Annotated in this window: 20 protein-coding genes; 5 read left to right on the top strand and 15 right to left on the bottom strand. The window is 70.4% G+C overall.

What is annotated here, in order from left to right; translation table 11 throughout:
• Nucleotides 1-4 precede the first annotated feature (4 nt).
• The 4 genes from AB0915_RS14505 to AB0915_RS14490 all read left to right on the top strand — a co-directional run bounded on the left by AB0915_RS14505 (nt 5) and on the right by AB0915_RS14490 (nt 3,572).
• Nucleotides 5-718, top strand: coding sequence for a M50 family metallopeptidase (locus tag AB0915_RS14505; RefSeq protein WP_366691402.1), 714 nt, complete (start codon nt 5-7; stop codon nt 716-718).
• A 103-nt stretch (nt 719-821) separates the two neighbouring features.
• A complete protein-coding gene (aroA, locus tag AB0915_RS14500; RefSeq protein ID WP_366691401.1) occupies nt 822-2,138 on the top strand; it encodes a 3-phosphoshikimate 1-carboxyvinyltransferase in 1,317 nt (438 codons plus the stop codon).
• 3 nt (nt 2,139-2,141) lie between these two features.
• Nucleotides 2,142-3,158 carry a ribosome small subunit-dependent GTPase A gene (rsgA, locus tag AB0915_RS14495; protein ID WP_366691400.1) on the top strand — a complete coding sequence of 339 codons (1,017 nt, stop codon included), beginning with the start codon at nt 2,142-2,144 and terminating at the stop codon, nt 3,156-3,158.
• Between the two features lie 90 nt (nt 3,159-3,248).
• A complete protein-coding gene (locus AB0915_RS14490) occupies nt 3,249-3,572 on the top strand; it encodes a multidrug efflux SMR transporter (RefSeq protein ID WP_030915586.1) in 324 nt (107 codons plus the stop codon).
• A gap of 194 nt (nt 3,573-3,766) precedes the next feature.
• Here AB0915_RS14490 and AB0915_RS14485 read toward each other — a convergent pair whose 3' ends face one another.
• Nucleotides 3,767-4,375, bottom strand: coding sequence for a TetR/AcrR family transcriptional regulator (locus AB0915_RS14485; protein ID WP_366691399.1), 609 nt, complete (start codon nt 4,373-4,375; stop codon nt 3,767-3,769).
• Between the two features lie 122 nt (nt 4,376-4,497).
• Between AB0915_RS14485 and hisN the strand changes: the two genes are divergently transcribed.
• On the top strand, nt 4,498-5,334 hold the full coding sequence (gene hisN / locus AB0915_RS14480) for a histidinol-phosphatase (RefSeq protein WP_366691398.1): 837 nt from the start codon (nt 4,498-4,500) through the stop codon (nt 5,332-5,334).
• Nucleotides 5,335-5,371: 37 nt separating this feature from the next.
• On the opposite strand, the gene AB0915_RS14475 is transcribed toward hisN, so the two are convergent.
• From AB0915_RS14475 to AB0915_RS14410, 14 genes are all read right to left on the bottom strand, one after another.
• The gene (locus AB0915_RS14475) at nt 5,372-6,607 is read right to left on the bottom strand and encodes a site-specific integrase (RefSeq protein ID WP_366691397.1); all 1,236 of its coding nucleotides are present in this window, start codon (nt 6,605-6,607) and stop codon (nt 5,372-5,374) included.
• A 77-nt stretch (nt 6,608-6,684) separates the two neighbouring features.
• Nucleotides 6,685-6,924, bottom strand: coding sequence for a helix-turn-helix domain-containing protein (locus tag AB0915_RS14470; protein ID WP_366691396.1), 240 nt, complete (start codon nt 6,922-6,924; stop codon nt 6,685-6,687).
• A 477-nt stretch (nt 6,925-7,401) separates the two neighbouring features.
• On the bottom strand, nt 7,402-8,877 hold the full coding sequence (locus AB0915_RS14465; RefSeq protein ID WP_366691416.1) for an ATP-binding protein: 1,476 nt from the start codon (nt 8,875-8,877) through the stop codon (nt 7,402-7,404).
• A gap of 2 nt (nt 8,878-8,879) precedes the next feature.
• Complete coding sequence (locus tag AB0915_RS14460) at nt 8,880-9,719, bottom strand: bifunctional DNA primase/polymerase (RefSeq protein ID WP_366691395.1); 840 nt, start codon at nt 9,717-9,719, stop codon at nt 8,880-8,882.
• Nucleotides 9,716-10,402 (bottom strand): SAM-dependent methyltransferase, encoded by a 687-nt coding sequence (locus AB0915_RS14455; protein ID WP_366691394.1) that lies wholly within the window; start codon nt 10,400-10,402, stop codon nt 9,716-9,718. The genes AB0915_RS14460 and AB0915_RS14455 overlap by 4 nt, the downstream gene beginning before the upstream one ends.
• 87 nt (nt 10,403-10,489) lie before the next feature.
• On the bottom strand, nt 10,490-10,678 hold the full coding sequence (locus tag AB0915_RS14450) for a hypothetical protein (protein WP_366691393.1): 189 nt from the start codon (nt 10,676-10,678) through the stop codon (nt 10,490-10,492).
• 90 nt (nt 10,679-10,768) lie between these two features.
• Nucleotides 10,769-11,176 (bottom strand): hypothetical protein, encoded by a 408-nt coding sequence (locus AB0915_RS14445; RefSeq protein WP_366691415.1) that lies wholly within the window; start codon nt 11,174-11,176, stop codon nt 10,769-10,771.
• 281 nt (nt 11,177-11,457) lie between these two features.
• Nucleotides 11,458-13,551: a hypothetical protein gene (locus AB0915_RS14440; protein WP_366691392.1), complete on the bottom strand. Its 2,094-nt coding sequence runs from the start codon at nt 13,549-13,551 to the stop codon at nt 11,458-11,460.
• A gap of 1 nt (nt 13,552) precedes the next feature.
• Complete coding sequence (locus AB0915_RS14435; RefSeq protein ID WP_366691391.1) at nt 13,553-15,109, bottom strand: hypothetical protein; 1,557 nt, start codon at nt 15,107-15,109, stop codon at nt 13,553-13,555.
• Between the two features lie 73 nt (nt 15,110-15,182).
• Complete coding sequence (locus AB0915_RS14430) at nt 15,183-15,521, bottom strand: RRQRL motif-containing zinc-binding protein (RefSeq protein WP_366691390.1); 339 nt, start codon at nt 15,519-15,521, stop codon at nt 15,183-15,185.
• Complete coding sequence (locus AB0915_RS14425) at nt 15,518-16,522, bottom strand: DUF2637 domain-containing protein (protein ID WP_366691389.1); 1,005 nt, start codon at nt 16,520-16,522, stop codon at nt 15,518-15,520. The genes AB0915_RS14430 and AB0915_RS14425 overlap by 4 nt, the downstream gene beginning before the upstream one ends.
• Nucleotides 16,519-16,983, bottom strand: a complete 465-nt coding sequence (locus AB0915_RS14420; protein WP_366691388.1) for a hypothetical protein — start codon at nt 16,981-16,983, stop codon at nt 16,519-16,521. Before AB0915_RS14420 ends, AB0915_RS14425 begins: the two co-directional genes overlap by 4 nt.
• A complete protein-coding gene (locus AB0915_RS14415) occupies nt 16,980-17,333 on the bottom strand; it encodes a hypothetical protein (RefSeq protein ID WP_366691387.1) in 354 nt (117 codons plus the stop codon). The genes AB0915_RS14420 and AB0915_RS14415 overlap by 4 nt, the downstream gene beginning before the upstream one ends.
• A complete protein-coding gene (locus AB0915_RS14410) occupies nt 17,330-17,641 on the bottom strand; it encodes a hypothetical protein (protein ID WP_366691386.1) in 312 nt (103 codons plus the stop codon). The genes AB0915_RS14415 and AB0915_RS14410 overlap by 4 nt, the downstream gene beginning before the upstream one ends.
• Between the last annotated feature and the right edge of the window lie 486 nt (nt 17,642-18,127).

The following is an 18,127-nucleotide window of genomic DNA, read 5'->3' as shown; positions in this document are numbered from 1 at the left end:
GCACATGGACAGCACCGAACTGGGCAATCTGTGGGATCGCGTCTTCGGTACCCAGCCCGCACCCGAGCAGTGGCTGGTGGTCGTGACGGCCACGGTCGCGCTCATCGCCGTCGTACCGAACGTGCTGTGGCGCCTCTCGCGCAACGCGATCACCATCGCCCACGAGGGCGGGCACGGGCTGATCGCCCTGGTCAGCGGGCGCAGGCTGGAAGGCATCCGGCTGCACTCGGACACCAGCGGGCTGACCGTCAGCCGCGGCAGGCCCACCGGCATAGGCATGATCGTCACCGCGGCGGCGGGCTACACCGCGCCGCCGCTGCTGGGACTCGGCGGCGCCTGGCTGCTCGCCGACGGCCGGATCACGCTGCTGCTGTGGGTGTCGACCGCGCTGCTCGCGGTGATGCTGGTGATGATCCGCAATCTGTACGGGGCGCTCACGGTGATCTTCACCGGTACGGCGTTCCTGCTGGTGTCCTGGCTGGCTTCACCCGCGGTGCAGTCGCTGTTCGGGTACACCGTGGTCTGGTTCCTGCTCCTCGGGGGTGTGCGTCCGGCGTTCGAGCTGCAGTCGAAGCGCCGGCGCGGCGGGGCGCCGGACTCGGACGCGGACCAGCTGTCCCGGCTCACGGATGTGCCGGCCGTGCTGTGGCTGGGCTTTTTCCATGCGGTGTCGATCTGCTCGCTGATCGGCGGCGGCCGCTGGTTGCTCGGCCGGTGAGGCACGACAGCCCGCGGCGGCGCCTACCATGCTTCCCTGACGCCCCGGTTCCAGCCTGTCTGATCAAGATCTGGGATTGCGGCGAGCCACTAAAGTGAGGTCCATGACCGAAAGTTCCGTGCACCCCGCCCTCTGGCCCGCCCCCCATGCGACCGGGGCCGTCGACGCGACCGTCACCGTGCCCGGATCGAAATCGGTCACCAACCGGGCGCTGGTCCTGGCCGCCCTCGCCGCCGAGCCGGGCTGGCTGCGCCGCCCGCTGCGCTCCCGCGACACCCTGCTGATGGCGCAGGCGCTGCGTGCGATGGGCGTCGGCATCGAGGAGGGCGTCGGCCCGGAAGGCTCCGGCGAGGCCTGGCGGGTCATTCCGGCCGGGCTGCACGGCCCCACCACGGTCGACGTCGGCAACGCCGGAACGGTGATGCGTTTCCTGCCGCCGGTCGCCGCCCTCGCCGACGGTCCGATCCGCTTCGACGGCGACCCGCGTGCGTACGAGCGGCCGCTGACCGGCGTGATCGACGCGCTGCGGGTGCTCGGCGCCCGGATCGACGACGACGGGCGCGGTTCGCTGCCGATGACCGTGCACGGCGGCGGGGCGCTGGACGGCGGCCCGGTGGCAATCGACGCCTCCTCGTCGTCCCAGTTCGTCTCGGCGCTGTTGCTGTCGGCACCGCGTTTCAACCAGGGCGTGGAGGTACGCCACACCGGTTCCCGGCTGCCTTCGATGCCGCACATCCGGATGACGGTCGACATGCTGCGGGCCGTCGGCGCCCAGGTCGACGAGCCGGAGACGGGCGGCGAGCCGAATGTCTGGCGGGTGTCCCCGTCGGCGCTGCTCGGCCGCGACCTGACGGTCGAGCCGGATCTCTCCAACGCCCAGCCCTTCCTCGCGGCGGCGCTGGTCACCGGTGGCCGAGTGACGATCCCGGACTGGCCGGAGCACACCACCCAGCCGGGTGACGCGCTGCGCGAGATCTTCACCACTATGGGCGGCAGCTGTGAACTGACCGAACACGGTCTGACGTTCACCGGGTCGGGGCGTATCCACGGCATCGACGTGGACCTCGGCGAGGTCGGCGAACTGACCCCCGGCATCGCTGCGGTCGCGGCCCTCGCCGACTCCCCCTCCACACTGAGCGGTGTCGCACATCTGCGGCTGCACGAGACGGACCGACTGGCCGCGCTCACCAAGGAGATCAACGAGCTCGGCGGCCACGTCACCGAGACCGCCGACGGGCTGCACATCGAGCCGCGCCCGCTGCACGGCGGTACCTTCCATACGTACGACGACCACCGGATGGCAACCGCTGGGTCGATCATCGGCCTTGCCGTCCCCGGAGTGGAGATCGAGAACGTGGCGACAACCGCCAAGACCCTGCCGGATTTCCCGCAGATGTGGACCCGAATGCTCGGGGCCTGAATCATGCGTCGCTACGGCAAGAACCCCGACGAGGACGACATCCGGTTCCGCCCCAACCCGAAGGGCAACCGGCCTCGTACACGTACCCGCCCGAGGCACGAGGACGCCGAGGAAGGCATGGTCCTCACCGTGGACCGCGGTCGCCTGACGTGCCTCGTCGACGGCCGTACGGTCGTGGCGATGAAGGCCCGGGAACTGGGCCGGAAGGCCGCGGTGGTCGGCGACACCGTCTCGATCGTCGGCGATCTGTCCGGCGACAAGGACACCCTCGCGCGCATCGTCCGGATCGGTGAGCGCCGCTCGGTGCTGCGCCGGACGGCGGACGACGACGATCCGTACGAGCGGGTGGTCGTCGCCAACGCCGACCAGCTGGCGATCGTCACCGCGCTGGCGGATCCGGAGCCCCGCCCGCGGATGATCGACCGCTGTCTGGTGGCGGCGTACGACGGAGGACTCTCCCCGCTCCTGGTCCTGACCAAGTCCGACCTCGCATCGCCGGACAAGCTCCTGGAGGCGTACATCCCCCTGGGGGTCCCGTACATCGTCACCAGCCGCGAGGAGCTGGAGAACGGCGACGCGGCGGACCGGGTGCGCGAGCTGCTGAACAACCGGGTGACCGCCTTTGTCGGGCATTCCGGTGTCGGGAAGACCACCCTGGTCAACGCCCTCGTACCGAAGGACCGGCGGCGTACCACGGGTGTCGTCAACGCGGTCACGGGCCGCGGCCGTCACACCACCACCTCGGCGCTCGCGCTGCCGCTGCCGGACGGGCGCGGCTGGGTGGTCGACACCCCCGGGGTGCGCTCCTTCGGGCTGAACCACATCGACCCCTCGCGGGTCATCCACGCGTTCCCCGACCTGGAGCCGGGCACCGAGGACTGTCCTCGCGGTTGCACCCATGACGCCACCCAACCGGAATGCGCGCTGGGCGCCTGGGTCGCCGCCGGGCACGCCGATCCGGCACGGCTGGACTCCCTGCACCGGCTGCTGGCCACCCGGGAGCGCCGCGAAGGCGACTGATCCGGGTACGTTTGCGGCCTGCCGCTGACGGTAAGTGCATAATCGCGCTCAGCGGGACGGCGCAGTCACCGACGGAGAAGGGCACTGACGATGGCGTGGCTGCTGGTCGTGGTCGCAGGACTTCTGGAGACCGGCTTCGCCGTCTGTCTGAAGCTGTCCCACGGGTTCACCCGGCTCTGGCCGACCATCGCGTTCTGCATCTTCGCGCTCGGCAGCTTCGGTCTGCTGACGCTCTCCCTGAAGAAGCTCGACGTGGGGCCCGCCTACGCCGTCTGGACGGGCATCGGTGCGGCGGGCACCGCGATCTACGGCATGGTCTTCCTGGACGATGTGGTCTCCACCCTCAAGCTGGTGTCGATCTCGCTGGTGATCCTGGGTGTGATCGGACTGCAGCTGTCGGGATCGTCCCACTGACAGTGCCAAGCGGCACTGCGCGCAGCCGCTTCCACGGTCGGCACCTCGCGCGCGCAGCGCTCCCCCTCGCCCGGTTCCGCGTACGCCGCGCAGCGTGACCCGAACCGCTCGTAGCGCCGCGGCGCGCCCAGCGGATCATGGCCGGCACCTCGCGCCCGCGGCGCTCGCGCTCCGGGGCGCCGGTGGCCCGCCCGTCACGCCGCGGGCCACCGCTCCACCGCCTCGCGCACCAGCGGCGCCGCGTCCGTGGGGAGGACGGACGCGGCGACCGCGTACGAGAGCGCGAGCCGCATCGCGACCTCGCAGGTCGTGGCCAGTGCCGCCGAGTCGCGCGGCGGGCGCCCCTCATCCAGCGCGGCCACCGCGCGGTCGCACACCAGACCGAGCAGTTCGACGGGGGTCGGCGGTCCTGCATCGGCCCGCCGCTGCGCCGGTACGGACGAACCGGTCGGCGCCGCCAGGCGCACGGGACGGGGTAATCGCTCGCTCCAGCACCCCGTGAGCAAGGCTCTGACAAGGGCGTTCGTACGAGCCTCCCGCACCGTCCAGGCAGCGGTCGCGGCCAGCCTGTCTCCCGTGCCGCCGGGCGACCCCAGCGCCCGTTCGACACCTGCGAGATAGCCGTCGGCAGCACGCCGGACCAGGGCCCGGGCCAGGCCGTCCTTGCTGCCGAACTCGTTGTAGAGGGTCTGCCGGGAGACTCCGGCGGCGGAGGCGACATCGACCATCCGCACGGTCGGCCAGGGCCGGGTGGTGAGCGCCGAGAGGGCGGCGTCCAGCAGTGCTTCGCGCGCTGTCGGCATCGTCGCCTCCCACGCCAGGGACTCTGCGGTTCAGAGTTGACGCGCCACTGGGCACTGTCAAGACCTCGAGCACCCTCCGGGGCCGTGTAGCCCTGTTCACCTGCGGTCGATACTGTGACGACATGCCCGATTACCACGATGATCTGCGCCTCGCCCACGTGCTGGCGGACGCCGCCGACGCGGCGACGATGGACCGGTTCAAGGCTCTGGACCTCAAGGTCGAGACCAAGCCGGACATGACGCCGGTGAGCGAGGCCGACAAGGCCGCCGAGGAACTCATCCGCGGCCACCTCCATCGGGCACGTCCGCGCGATGCGATCCTCGGCGAGGAGTACGGGCTCGAGGGCACCGGTCCGCGCCGCTGGGTCGTCGACCCGATCGACGGCACCAAGAACTACGTCCGTGGTGTCCCGGTCTGGGCGACCCTGATCTCGCTGATGGAGGCGGGCGGAGGGGGCACCTCCCGCTCGAGCGGAGCCGAGAGTGGGGGAGGGTTCCAGCCGGTGGTCGGTGTCGTGTCGGCGCCCGCGCTGGGCCGCCGCTGGTGGGCGGCGAAGGGCGCGGGGGCGTACTCCGGCCGCAGCCTCACCTCCGCGACCAGGCTGCACGTCTCCAAGGTCGAGCGGATCGCGGACGCCTCGTTCGCGTACGCCTCGATGACCGGCTGGGAGGAGCAGGGCCGGCTCGACGGCTTCATGGACCTGACGCGGGCCTGCTGGCGTACGCGTGGGTACGGCGACTTCTGGCCGTACATGATGGTCGCCGAGGGTTCCGTCGACATCTGCGCGGAGCCGGAGCTCTCGCTCTGGGACATGGCGGCGAACGCGATCATCGTCCAGGAGGCGGGGGGCCGGTTCACCAGCCTGGACGGAGTCTCCGGTCCGGGCGGCGGAAACGCGGCGGCCTCGAACGGCCTGCTCCACCACGAGCTGCTGGGGTATCTCAACCAGCGCTACTGACGCAGCTTGCGGCTTGACCTGCACATTTTCCCTTCGCTCACGTCCCCTGGGCCGTCGTGGGGCCGTCATCGCTCTCCGGGCCGTCCCCGAACGCGCGACTGACGGCCTCCCGCGTGCGCTTCTCGCTGCTCGGCATCAGGTGCGTGTACGTCCGCAGTGTGAAGCCGGGATCGTGGTGTCCCAGGTACTCCGACAGGGCCTTGATGCTCTCCCCCGCGTCCAGCAGCACCGACGCGTAGAAGTGCCTCAGCGCGTGCATGCCGTTCTCCCGCCCGCGCGGCACCCCGGCCTTGTCGAGAGCGGGACGCCAGGCAACCTTGTTGAAGACCACGCGGTTTACCGCGCGTCCCTCGATGTTGCGGAAGAGCACGGATGCGGTGACCTGAGAGCCGTCGACCGACCGCCATGGAAGAGACACACCCGTCGGAGGCTGCTGCGCGATGTGATGCTCAAGCGACCGCGCGACGCTGTCAGGCAACGGGACGGTGCGCGTCTTGCCGCCCTTGGGCAGCGCGAACACCTGCCGTCCGGCAATGAGCTTGACCTGTCGGACAACGTGAACCACGCCCGCGGCGAAGTCGACGTCGTCAACCGCGAGGCCCAGCACTTCGCCCTGTCGCATGCCGCACCCGCCGGCCAGGTCCACCATGGCCTGGTAGCGCTCTGGCAGTGCTGAGCGCACCGCGAGTACGCGTTCAGGCTGCCACGGCACGATCCGGCGAGGTTCCGGCTTGGGCGCCTTCACGGACGACGAACGGCACGGGTTGTGCGGGATCAGACGGTCGTCGACAGCAGCCGCCATCATCGCGTTGAGGTTCGCGAAGATAACGCGCTGATAGGAGGGAGCCAGTCCCCCGTCCTGGAGCTCTCGCAGCCACTCACGGACGTGGATCGGCCGCAGCGAGTCGAGCGAGCGGGTACCCAGATGGGGTAGGACGTGCAGTCGAATGCGCACCTCGGTGCTCACGAAGGTGCCAGGATCCATGGTGAGTGAGGCCAGCCACCGTTCCGCGTGCTGCCGCACGGTGACACGGCCGGCGCGCGGATCGATGTACTGCCCACGCGCCATGTCGGCCTCGATTCCGGACAGCCACTTCTCGGCGAGGCGCTTCTGTCCGTCGGGGAAGCTCTTGGACTTCTCGGTGCCGTCAGGGCCAACGTACCGAGCGCGGTAGCGCATGCCCGTGCCATGGCGGTCACTCTTCACCCGGACGGTCTTGCCGTTGGTGTCGGTGTCGGTCTTGTACCAGCGGTCTTGGATGTGGCCAGCCATCTGAGGCGGTGCCCCTTTCTCAGCATGAGCCAGGGGCGACCACAGTGCGGTCGCCCCTGGTGGTGTGCGTGGTTGCGTCAGGCCGCTGCGCGGTCGACGCACTTGAGCTGTGCGACGTAGGCCCGTACTTCGGTGGGGTCGTAGCGCACGTGCTTGCCGATGCGGAAGCCGGGAGGACCCGTGCGCTTTCTGCGCCACTGGTAGACGGTTTCGAGGGGTACGCCGAAAATCTCGGCGATGTCGTCGGGAGTGAGGTACCGGTCGGGCAGGCCACTGCGGAGCGTGGCTCGGGGGTCTGGGGTAGCGGCTGTGGCCACTGCACCTCCCTGGGTAGTAGGAGGGCCCTGGCCCTCTCTCGATGTCGGCTGTGCGGCCTGGCTTCGGGCCTGCGTCTGTCCGAGGTGCGGATTTCTGCGTCATTGCGTCATCAGCGTCATTTGGGCTTCTGACCTGCGGTTTTGTGTGACGCAGCGGCTAGGGGGTGCGTCATCGCTGCGTCATGGGCTGCGTCATCGGATGACGCAGATGACGCAGGATGACGCAGACTCCGCCGTCTGCGTCATCCCTGTAGCTGCAGGTCAGGTGCCGTTTTTCGGCCTGCGTGACGCAGATGACGCAGCGTCTTCCCTCTTAGGACAAAAGAGGTGTCTCTTGTAGTTCGGTGCGCCTCACAGCGTGAAGAAGGAGCCGCTGCGCGGCGCGACCATCGGGCGGCGTTCCGCCGAACAGCAAGAGGAGCACGCCTGGCCGGTGGTGCTCTTCTTGCTTGTCCGGGCGAGCGTGCGGATCGCGGGTCAGAGCATCCGCGTCTGCTCGTGTGGGGGCGGGGTGGCCAGGCGGGTCATTTCGAGGTAGCGACCCTCGCTGGTGCGGCCCGTGTCGATGAGGACGCCGCGAGCTGCCAGGGTCGGCTGGAGGCGCTTGAGCCGGTCGGAGAGGACTTTGCCCGTGGTCGGCCAGCCCTTGGGCAGGGGGCGCAGTTCGTCGCCGCTGTAGAGGCGGCTGAGGTGGTGCAGCCACTCGGTGGAGGTCATTCGCTGCTCTGCGCCCGGCTCGATGGTGTCGGCATGCTTGAGAACGGTCTGGGCGAGGAGATCGCCCTCGATCACGTCGTCGTTGAGATCGTCCAGACTGGCCCGGTAGGCGGTGAGCGCCCCGAGGCCGGTTGCCGCGTCGAGCTGCGCGCACAGGTGCGCGAAGTCCGCCATCCGCAGGTCGGTGGGGGTCTCCGCCTCGGCGGCGCGGACTTTGACCGTGAGGTCCAGGAGGGAGCCGAGAACGACGGGCAGAACTTCCGCGTACTCCGCCCACAGTTCGGCCTCGGTGCGCCGGACGCGGGGCCGCTCCAGACGCAGCGGCAGGAGCCGTTCCGCGAGGTCGGGCCGGATGACCCCAACGTCGATACCGGTCAGGAGCAGGGGGCGGCGGTAGCGAGCGCGGAACACGTCCCCGTCGGTGAAGAGGGCGCGTTTGACGTTCTCGGCTCCGGTGACGATGCAGCACATGGCGTCGGACAGGTCCGGGGTCATGTGGGAAAGGTTGTCCAGGGCGGTGACCCATCCGGCCGCGACCGCCGCGATCAGGTTCTCTTCGTCCTTCGGGGCGCGGCGCAGGTCGCCGCTCATGCCCTCGATGATCCTGATGAGCATCCGCCCACCTGTGGACTTGCCCGCGCCCTGCGGGCCGGTGAGGAACGGCGCGGGGACGGGCACGGACGGCCCGAGGCAGCCGATGAGCCAGCCGACGGCCAGGCATTCGGTCTCGGCGTTGGCGAAGTTGCACAGCCGCAGCAGCAGATCGATGCCCTTGCCGTCGGTGTCCTTGGCCGGCAGGGGCACTTCCCCTGTGAGCTGGGTGCGCCGCCAGCACACCTCACGCGGGTCCGGGGTCAGAATGTCCCAGCCGGTGGGGTGGATGCGGACGGACTGCCCGTCGTTGCGGCCCAGGTCCAGCCACGTCGCTCCGTCGAATCCGGGCGCGACGCGGATGTGGACGGCCTGGGTGTCCTCGGTCAGCGCGAGTGCTTCGATCAGGTCCAACGCCTCCTTGAGCGCGGTCCCGTTGAACACGCCGCGCCCGTCCTTGAACAGGCCGACCATGAGTTCCTGGCGGTGGCTGCCTGTCGTGCCCTGGGAGCGGATCGGGCGTGCCACGGGGTGGCCGTTCTTCTGGGCGTACACGGTCCCGTCGGCGGTGCGGAAGTACCGGAAGTGTGCCTGCGCGTAGTCGGTGATGACCTCGCGGGCGGGATTCTTCTCGTCGTCGGCCATGGTCACAGTCCCAGCCTGGTGAGGGCGTTGGTCCATGCGTCGGTGCAGTGCCGAGGGGATTCGCCCTTGGCCTGCGCGGCGGTGAACAGCCGCGCGATGTGGGTCTCGGTGAGGCAGCCGCACCGGCCGTGCGTGGAGAGCACGGCAAGGAACGTGCGGTAGACGGTGCTGTGCACGCCAGTGGTGGCCTCGGTGATGCGCTGCTCCGCCATGGCGATGCCACGGTCCAGGTAGGCCGGGGTGCGGTGGCGGCACTCGGCACCTCCGGCCGGTGCGGGCGCGGTGATGGCCCGCGGTGCGGGCCGAACCGTGTCGGGCTTGCTCACGGCCAGCTCACGCACGGCATCTGGCAGTGCGGTCGTGGTTCCGGTGCCGAACCCGAGCCACCGGGCGTAGGCCATCGTGGATTTGATGTCGACGCCGGGCAGGACCGCATTGGCGGACTGCATCGCACCGAGGTAGAGCCAGTGCTCACCACGGGTGGTGGGCACGATCTGCGTGGTCGGCAGGTTCTCGCGGGCCCACCTGATCGCGTCGTCGTTGTCCAGATCCACGACCGTCAGCCCCGCCCCACCCGGGTGATAGGCGACCGCGCTCGCGCGCACCCATGCACGGCACCAGGGACCGGAGTTGATGACGTGCGGGTCGGTGGTGGCGGCAGCCCAGCCGTGGCAGGGCCCGGGGCAGGCGCACGGCCCGGGGTTCTTCATGTTCGGCCGGCCGCCGCACGCGTTGTCCGCGCAGCGGCGGCAATTGCCGAACGGGACCTTGCCCGCCCGCAGCGGCAGGACCGGGATCTGTGAGGCCGCGAGTTCAAGCGCGGTGCGCAGGTGCTCACTCATGCCGCCACCCCCAGCGCGGCGTGTGCGAGGAAGGCGCGGCCGATGTGCTCGCTGTAGGCGGGCGGGATGCACTCACGGATGCCGTCCCGGTTCATCCACGGCACCCCGAGCACATCGCGGGCGGCCTGGACACCGGAGAAGTTGCCGACGTACTGCCCGAAGTGGCCGGGCGGGACAGGGCGGCCCATCTTCGCCTGAGGCACCGTGTGCACGGGGTGTCCGGGCTGCGGGAGAGTGAAGCCGCCGCCGGTCTCGAAGAACCGGTGACGGTAGTTGTCCAGCCCGAACATCGTCGCGCACAGCATCACGGGCTCGCGCAGCTTGGGTACCGCGTCCCCGACATTCTCGATGACCCACGGCCGTCCGGTGGTCTCCAGCGCGGCGCGGGTGGGTGCGATCAGATCCGGATGGGCATTGCCCTGGATCCGCTGGCACTTGCTGTCGTGCTGGCACGGCGGTGAGGCGTGGATGAAGTCGAACTCCGCACCGTGGGCCAGGACGTAGGCGATGGCGTCTGCCTGGATGAACCGGAACGGGTAGCGCGGCTGCGGGCCCTTGTCGACGCCGGTCACGTCAAATCCGGCGTCCGTGTAGCCCTTGCCCGAGCCGCCCTGGCAGCAGAACAGATCCAGTAAGCGCGGTCGGCGTCCGTGTACTCGCCGGATCGGGACGGGTTGAGTCATGCTGGGCATCTCCAGTTCTGTGTTGAGTGCTGGCAGACGAGGGCGGCCCCGGATCATTGGCGTGAGTGGGGGCCGCCCTCGGCGTAGCTACTTCGTCGTGCCGTGGCGGGTGTGGTCGTGGGCGAGCGTGACCAGTCGGCCGGCCTCGTCCGGGGTGACATGGCGGTAGCGGATGCGGACGGTGCAGCCGGGTGCCGGGCAGCGCAGGGTGCGCTTCCCTGTGAGGCGGGCGATCGCGTCGGATACCTGCTCCGCGTACATGCTTCGGTCGGGCACGGGTTCTCCTGCTTTCAGGTCAGCTGTGGAAGCGGGCTGGAGTTGGGGTGTTGGTCGCACCAGTCCAGGAGCGGCACGACCAGCCCCGGGTTAGTTGTGGTTGATGGTGCCGTTGGCCTTGCCGAACATCCCGGACGCGGTGATGTTCTGCGTGATGTGCGTCGTGCCCCGGCCCGCACTGGTCGCACTGCGGCCGAGCCGGAGGAGGACGGGGACACCGATGGCTCCGGCGGCGATGAGGGCGACGGCAGCCCAGAGGGCTTGGCTCATGGCGATCAGTCCCGGGGCTGCGTAGGAGATTCCGATGCCCGCGGCGGCGACGCCCCCACCGACCGTCGGTGTGAGCAGGGCGGTGGTCTTGGCCCATGTGGGGATCGGCTGCGCGACCGGGACCGGCGGCGCCGGCGGGGCCTGCTGCGGGGTGTAGGCCAGGGTGCGGATGCCACCGGGGAGGGTGACCATCTGCACTCCGGGCGGGATCTCCGAGGGCAGCATCACCGGTCCCTCGGGGGCGGGGAGGTAGGCGGGATAGTCAGTCGGACGGGGCTGGGCGGTGATCTCGTACGCGGTCTCATGCACGACGGGGCTCCTTCAGCGGCGCGGGCGGCACCCCGTGATGTGAGGGGGTGCCGCCCGCGCTGGCTTGTCGTCTGGCTTGTCGTGTGCCTTGTCGCTTGTCTTGTCTTGTCGCTTGTCGCCTTGCAGGTCACAAGCCGTTTCAGGCCCGCACAGGGCCACTGGGGGCCCTTCTCGAACCGGTGGCGACAAGCGACATGCGGTCAGCCCTCGGCAGGGTTGTCGGGCGCGTGCTGGCGGTGGACGTAGCGGGCTTTGGTGCCGGTCCCGACGCGGACGGCGGTGCCGTCCTCGGTCCACGTCTTGAGCCAGCCGACGACCGTCTGCCGGGTCGTGCCGTGCTCCTCGGCGAGCGCCCGGGCGATTGCCGAGGCGCCGGTTCCGTCCGGCCCGGCGGCAAGCAGCAGGGAGAGGGCGGCCTGCCGGGCGGCGTTGTCCTCGTTCTGCAGTGCCGACAGATTCAGCCCACCCCCACCCGGTGTCGGCTGCTCGGTGCTGGCACCGGGCTGGGCGAAGGTGGCGAACTCGGCATCGATCTGCTCGCGGAACTTGCGGGCCAACGCTTCCTCAGCCGACTCCCGTTCGCCTCGCAGGGCGGACAGGTTCAGCCCGCCACCGGCGGCGGGCTGCTCGGCATGGCCGGCTTCGGCGGCCGGTGTGCCGGCGGTGTCCCGCATCCATGCGGTGCGCTGCGGGTCCCACCGGTTCGCGTAGGCGTCTCCGGCAGCCTTGGCCGAGATGCCGTCCAGGGTCGGGTGCATGTCGGAGGTGGCGAGGACGATGTCGCGGATCTGGTTGGGCAGGATCCGCCAGTTCTTGAACAGGGCCGCCGCGGACTCCGGAGTGCCCATGAACCCGGCGCCCTTGTATGGGGCCTGGTCCACTCGGAGCCCGCGGGAGCCGGGGAAGACCTTGCTCAGGTCCATGCCTTCCACCTCGCCGCCGGTGAGGCAGACGCGGGCTTTGGCCTCGCGGCGGATCATCAGGGTGCCGAGTACGGAGCCAGTGGCACCCAGCGCGGTGAGCACGGTGCGGATGCCCATGGCGCGCAGCATCCGGATCACTTCGAGGATCTTCTTTGCGAGCTTCTTGATGCGCGGGTCAGTGCTGGTCAGGATCTCTGCACCCTCGTCGATCACCAGCATGATCTGTGGAATCTTCGCGCTGATCGGCAGCTGGTCGGTGTTCCGCTCGGCCATCAGGTCCTGGTAGGCGACCTTGCGGCGCAGGCCGATCGCCAGGGCCGCATCGAGCATCAGCGCAGCTTCCTCGTAGGTGGAGGCCAGCCAGTCAATGCCCGGCTGAACGCCCTTGATCGGTGCCCCGTTGCTGTCGAGGGCGGGGCGGACCCAGGACAGGCCGGCCGATCCGGCGTTCAGGTCGATCACCCAGGTGAGGACGTCGGTGGTGCGGGCGAACCCGGCGAGGATGACGTGGACCATGTTCGTCTTGCCGGACCCGGTCGGGCCGACGACCAGCGCGCACTGCTCGCGCAGGAACACGCAGATCTCTTCCGCGTTGGTGCGGTAGCCCCACGGAATCCCGGTGTAGATCGACAGCGGCGTGTAGTCGGACGGGTAGGTGCGCTCCTCGACCAGCACGTTGACCGTGGTCACGTCGATCAGCACGCGCCCCTGGTCAATGCCCTGCGAGGCGACGGCGGTGCAGCCGTGCGGCAGCCGGGCATCGGCGGACAGCGCGGCGGACTGCTGCGTGATCCGGTCGTAGGTGGTGCCCCCGGAGGGGAGTTCGGCATCGATGGTGAAGCCGGTGCCGGTCGGCCAGATCTCCACCGCGAGAACCCGCAGCGTGAGCCCGCAGACCCGCTGAACCCGGTCAACCCATTCGGCGGCGATCGCACGCCGCTCCGCACTGAGCTCGCGGGCGACCTGGCGCTCATCAGCGGCGATCGCCTCCAGCTCCCGCGCCTCCTCATACAGGAGAGTCGAGCGGGCGGCGGCCCCGATCCCGACGCCGATCGTGGCGAGCAAGCCGAGCGCAGCCCAGGTAAGAGGCCCGGTGGTCATGGCCCATGTCGTCCACCCGGCGCCGACCAGCCAGGACGCGGACCGCATCGCGATCGTGCGACCGGACAGCCTTTCACGCAGGCTGCTGATGGTGTGGCCGAGCGCGCCGGCCGCGCCGACGGCGAGGGCCCAGCCGGGAGGCATGGAGGTGGCGGCTCCGGTGGTGGCGACGGCGAGGCATCCGGTGGTGGCGGACAAGGCGCCGGTCACGGGTCCGTGACCGGCAGCCCAGTCCCACACCGGCCCCGTAGAGGCGGTGTTGGTGGTCATGTCAGACGTTCCATCCCTTCTCGGCCTCGGGCCCGTTGCGCGGGTCCTCGTGGCGGGCGATGTCCTGCTCGTGGGACTGCCGGAACAGCGGCCCCATGTCCTCGGCAACCGCCACCGCACTCATGACGGCGCCGAAGATGTCGTTGAAGCCGTCCGCGACGTCCTTCTCCAGCGGGAACTCGCTGTCGGCCCGCTCGGCCAGGACCCGCATCACGTTCGCCACGCTCGTGAGCGCGGCCGGGAGCCCCTCGACCATGGCCAGGATCTCCATGGCGTTCTCGGGGTCGTACTGCCCGGCCGCGGATTCCATCTCCGCCGCGTACTCCTCGAACCGGAAACCAGACACGTTCTCTCCCTCACTCGCACTGGTGGTGGGCGCTGCCGGCGTCAGCCCCGCAGGGCGTTCCGCCGTGTCGCTGATCTCGTCGGCGCTGTCGGCCGCCTCCTGGTCGGCGGCGGCCTCGCCGTTCTGCAGGGCGGCGCGTATGGCGTCGTCCCGGTCCTGGCGCTGCTCCTCGGCGGTACGGGTCATCCGGGCGTAGAGGCGACGCCCGGGGTACTGGAGCCAGGCCCAACCGAGCTTCCGGCCCAACGGCGTGATGACCATGCCGACCAAGCCGAGAGCTCCGGCGAGCAGCGCGGCGAACAGGCGCCGCCCCTGGAACCGGGCGGCGGACCGCCACAGGGCCTTGCGTGCCTTCTTCCGGGCCGGGGCCTTGCGCACGTCGTCGCGCTGGGCGGTGACCTTCCCGGCGGTGCGCTGGTCGCGGGCCTTCCGGTTGCGGTCGATCGCCGCGCCCTTGGCGGCACCGATCCGGCCCGCGGCCTTGCTCACGGACCGGCCGACCGGCCCCTTACCGGCCATGGACGCCAACCGGGCCGCGCTCTTCGCGCCCCGGCGAGCATCCGCCAGGGACCGCCGCGCACCGGCCGTCTCGGACCGGCGTGAGGCCCGGGATGGGGCCGACTGCCGGGATTTCTCCCGCAGCGCTTTGACCTGCCCCACTCGACCCGAGGACTTGCCTGATGCTCCAGCGGACGCGCGTTTGGTCGGTGTCTGTCGGGTGCTGTTTGTGCTGCTCTTCAGTCGGCCCGACTGCCCGGCACCGACCGAGGAACCGGCAGTGCCGCGGCCCGACTTCCCTCGGCTACGGCCTGCGGTCTTACTGGTGCCGGCGTTCCCCTTACGGGCTTGGCCCGGTACACCGTGACGGGCGGTCCGGCCAGCCGACCCGGCCGCGCCGCGGGAGGTGCGGGCGGTGGTCTTGCGGGGCTTCTTCTTGTCGCGGTGCTTGCGGGTCGCGGCGGCGGTGCCGAGGACGACGGCGCCGGTGGCGGCGACGGCGAGGGCGGCCGGGCCTCCGACGAGTGCGGCGGCGGCGAGCAGGGACGTGGTGGCGTTGGTGCCGGTCACCGCGAGCGGAACGACCGGCCACCCACCTGGCGTGTGCTCCACCTCAACGGTGGCCGGTGCGGACTTCTGCTCGGGGGCCGGGGGCGGACTGGTGTCCGGGGCGGCCTCGGGGGCCGCTACCGGAGTGATGGTGGTGTCCGTCATGCTGAGTGCACTCCTTCACGGAGTTGGGGGCCCGGCCGGATCTGTGGTGGAGAGGGCCGGGCCCTGCGAACTTTCAGGGGGCGCACTGTTCTTCGGGGAAGGCACAGGTCACACACATGCCGAGCGAACCGGGGATGCGATACCCGGCATCGAGGCGGCAGTTCGGACAGACCTGCAGGGCGGCGTTCGCCTTGGCGAGCGCCGCCCACTTGGCCGGCGTCATGGGACGGACCGGCTTGGCCCGGTCGATGCGGTAGAGGTAGGCGACCAGTGGGCCCTGGCGCCTGCGCGGGCGTTCGAGCACGGCGGCGACGTCCTGCCCACCCGGTCGCAGCCCTTGGGCGCGCAGTTGCCGGACAGTCGCATAGCCGGGCGGGGCGAGGCGCCACCGGTAGACCGGCAGGGCACTCACTGGCTCGCGCCTTCAAGTGCGCGGGTTGTCGAGTCGTCGCGCAGTTCCTGGTAGCGGGTGGAGATCCAGCCGATGGACCAGCCGGTCAGCTCGGCCGCAGCCCGCACGGACAGCCCCGCCTCGAACGCGGCCCGGACGGTTACCCGGGCCTGCTCTTCCGGCTTCTTCTCCGCAGCGGGCCCGGCCGCCAGGAGTGCGGCCCGTTCACGCTCGGCCCGCTCGCGGCGCTCGGACTGTTCACGGTGTTCACGCTCCTCGCGCTCACGGCGCTCCACCGCACGGCGTTGCGCGGCCTCTCGTTCGAGGCGTTCACGCTCGGCCTGCTGCTGTTCACGCTCGCGTTCACGGCGTTCACCGGCCTCCCGCTCAGCCTGCTCACGAGCCTCGGCCCGCTCGCGCTCCTCACGCCGCGCCGCCTCCTCCCGCGCCGCCTGTTCACGGGCCAGCAGGGCCTCATGCTCACGCTGCTCACGCACCAGCAATGCGGCGTGCTCGCGTTCCTCACGGGCCCGCCGCTCAGCCGCCTCGCGGCGCTGGTTGGCTGCCTGCTCGCGCTCGGCCTGCTCGGCCTTCTGCCGGGCTTCCTGCGCGGTCAGGGCGGCGGTGATGGCCTGCCGGTAGGCCAGACCGGTCTCAGCCGTGACGATCAGCAGGAGCGGAGCGACTGCGTGCACGGCCACCCCGACCAGCTCTTTCTTCAGCGCGGAGTCGGCGACGTTCAGGGCCAGGGTCATGCAGCCGGTCATCCACCGCAGCGCGACCGGCCACCGGCCGCCATGCCCGCCAAGACGGGCCAGGACGGCATCGAGCCGGACCACGATCACGACCGCGGCGTCCACCACCAGGGGCAGAATCGGCGCGGTCCACTTCCAGCCCTCGGGCGTGTGCCGCTCCATCAGCGGCGTCACCGTCAGGATCGAGAAGAGCATCGCCCCGCCCACGATCAGCCACGTCCCGACGGACAGCGCCTTCTCCGCTGAACGGATCTGAACACTGTTCATCCCGCACCCCCCGGCACCGGCAGAGACGGCACCACCGAGCACATGAACGCGTCGGTAGCAGCGTCGAAGGTGAACACGATCGTGGCCCACGCGGCCGACGCCGACGGCGCCCCTGAACACGACCGCCACCCGGCGGGATCAGCGCCATGCGTACCCGCGCACGCCTGGGCCGCGTAAACGCTGCGGTGGATGCTGTGCGGCTGGCCGAAGCGCACCAGCAACACGATCTCCTGGAGTTCCGGGGCGGCGTCCAGCTCGGCACGCAGGGCGGTGACGACACCGGCATAGGCCGCCCGGTCCCGCTCAGCCGTTTCAGCCCGGCCGCTCAACTCGGCCACCGTGCGAAGGTGAGTAGAGAACGCGGCATCCGCCTGCTCTCGCACCTGCGATGCACGATCGCGGGCTTCCTTCGCCTCGGCGGACAGTCGGGCCAGCCGAGCCCGGGTGACGATGCGGATCACGCCGTCACCGCCGAACCGGCCGGTGTGGTCTCGGCCTCCTCGGCGTGGTCTGCCAGGACGTATCCGGAGCCGACCAGTTCGACGGTGACGCCGTCGATGGTCTTCTCGGTGCGCAGCCACATCAGCGGCCCGCTGCACTCCTTCTCCCGGCGCACCAGCCCGGGGCTGATATCCAGAGCCGAGCGCCACGCCTCAAAGCTGCCGAGGGTGTTGTGGAAGGACAGCTCCAGCCGGTTCGGGACGATCGGCGACACTCGGGCATCAGCGGCCAGCAAGTCCGGGAACCGCGCAACGAGCGACGCCAGGACTGCCACCGCGGCACTCAGGGCGTTCGTCGGCCGGGTGCTCATGCGGCCACCGCCGAACCAGCAACCGCGCCCGCCTTGACCGGGCGGCCACACGCACGGCGCGGGCGTCGGCCGGACGGGCGCGGCTGCTTCAGCGGCAGCGTCCGCAGCAGGCTTGCCGCGTACGCGGCGGTCTCCGGGTCACTCTCCCGCAGCTCCGCGAGGACCTCGCGGGCGACGTCCAGCCGCGCCGCCCGCTCCATCGCGGACTCCGTGGCCGAACCGGTGAACAGCTCCAGGTCGATACCCAGAGCCAGCTCAATGAACTCGGTGGCGGTAACAGGCTCGCGACCAGCAACGATGGTCTTCATGGGTCGTTGTCTCCTTAGACAGTGGAACGGCCCAAACAGCGGCCCCGGTGTTCGAGCACCGGGGCCGCGCGCCGTTCTGTGGGTGAAGCGGAAGGACGTTCTCCGGCTCCCCTCCGCCCCGCCCGTACGGCACCCGGTGGGGTCCGGACGGGCGGGGGAGGCAACCGGCCCGCGATAGCCGCGGGGATCACGGTCGAACTGGCGGCCAGTACTACGCGGCCACCGACACGAAGGGCGTCGTCACCTGCGCCGGTCCAGCGCGGGCAACACCCCTGTACATCGCCTGATCATCGGGCTCCTCTCGGCCGATCGGATGGGATGTCGCACTGCAAGGGGGATTCACCGTCCCCACACTCCGGCCGTTGCTCGCGGTCACCGGGCCACCTCGCCAGTACGGGCCGAAACCCTGTTCAACCTGGCCTTTAGCGGAATTGCAGCGTCCCCGCCCTGTGCGTTCGTGCAGCCCAAAGAAGGGCCGTTACTCCG

Source organism: Streptomyces sp. NPDC048411, assembly GCF_040704695.1.
In the GTDB taxonomy this organism is placed as follows: Bacteria; Actinomycetota; Actinomycetes; order Streptomycetales; family Streptomycetaceae; genus Streptomyces.
Note: the sequence above shows the minus strand (reverse complement) of the source record. Positions and strands in the feature narration are given on the sequence as shown.

What these genes read in the sequence shown, in the direction of transcription:
- AB0915_RS14460 (WP_366691395.1), bottom strand. Translation starts at nt 9,719, where the DNA reads ATGAGTGAGCACCTGCGCACCGCGCTTGAACTCGCGGCCTCACAGATC.
- rsgA (WP_366691400.1), top strand. Translation starts at nt 2,142, where the DNA reads ATGCGTCGCTACGGCAAGAACCCCGACGAGGACGACATCCGGTTCCGC.
- AB0915_RS14425 (WP_366691389.1), bottom strand. Translation starts at nt 16,522, where the DNA reads ATGAACAGTGTTCAGATCCGTTCAGCGGAGAAGGCGCTGTCCGTCGGG.
- aroA (WP_366691401.1), top strand. Translation starts at nt 822, where the DNA reads ATGACCGAAAGTTCCGTGCACCCCGCCCTCTGGCCCGCCCCCCATGCG.
- AB0915_RS14475 (WP_366691397.1), bottom strand. Translation starts at nt 6,607, where the DNA reads ATGGCTGGCCACATCCAAGACCGCTGGTACAAGACCGACACCGACACC.
- AB0915_RS14505 (WP_366691402.1), top strand. Translation starts at nt 5, where the DNA reads ATGGACAGCACCGAACTGGGCAATCTGTGGGATCGCGTCTTCGGTACC.
- AB0915_RS14485 (WP_366691399.1), bottom strand. Translation starts at nt 4,375, where the DNA reads ATGCCGACAGCGCGCGAAGCACTGCTGGACGCCGCCCTCTCGGCGCTC.
- AB0915_RS14455 (WP_366691394.1), bottom strand. Translation starts at nt 10,402, where the DNA reads ATGACTCAACCCGTCCCGATCCGGCGAGTACACGGACGCCGACCGCGC.
- hisN (WP_366691398.1), top strand. Translation starts at nt 4,498, where the DNA reads ATGCCCGATTACCACGATGATCTGCGCCTCGCCCACGTGCTGGCGGAC.
- AB0915_RS14415 (WP_366691387.1), bottom strand. Translation starts at nt 17,333, where the DNA reads ATGAGCACCCGGCCGACGAACGCCCTGAGTGCCGCGGTGGCAGTCCTG.
- AB0915_RS14490 (WP_030915586.1), top strand. Translation starts at nt 3,249, where the DNA reads ATGGCGTGGCTGCTGGTCGTGGTCGCAGGACTTCTGGAGACCGGCTTC.
- AB0915_RS14440 (WP_366691392.1), bottom strand. Translation starts at nt 13,551, where the DNA reads ATGACCACCAACACCGCCTCTACGGGGCCGGTGTGGGACTGGGCTGCC.
- AB0915_RS14465 (WP_366691416.1), bottom strand. Translation starts at nt 8,877, where the DNA reads ATGGCCGACGACGAGAAGAATCCCGCCCGCGAGGTCATCACCGACTAC.
- AB0915_RS14410 (WP_366691386.1), bottom strand. Translation starts at nt 17,641, where the DNA reads ATGAAGACCATCGTTGCTGGTCGCGAGCCTGTTACCGCCACCGAGTTC.
- AB0915_RS14435 (WP_366691391.1), bottom strand. Translation starts at nt 15,109, where the DNA reads ATGACGGACACCACCATCACTCCGGTAGCGGCCCCCGAGGCCGCCCCG.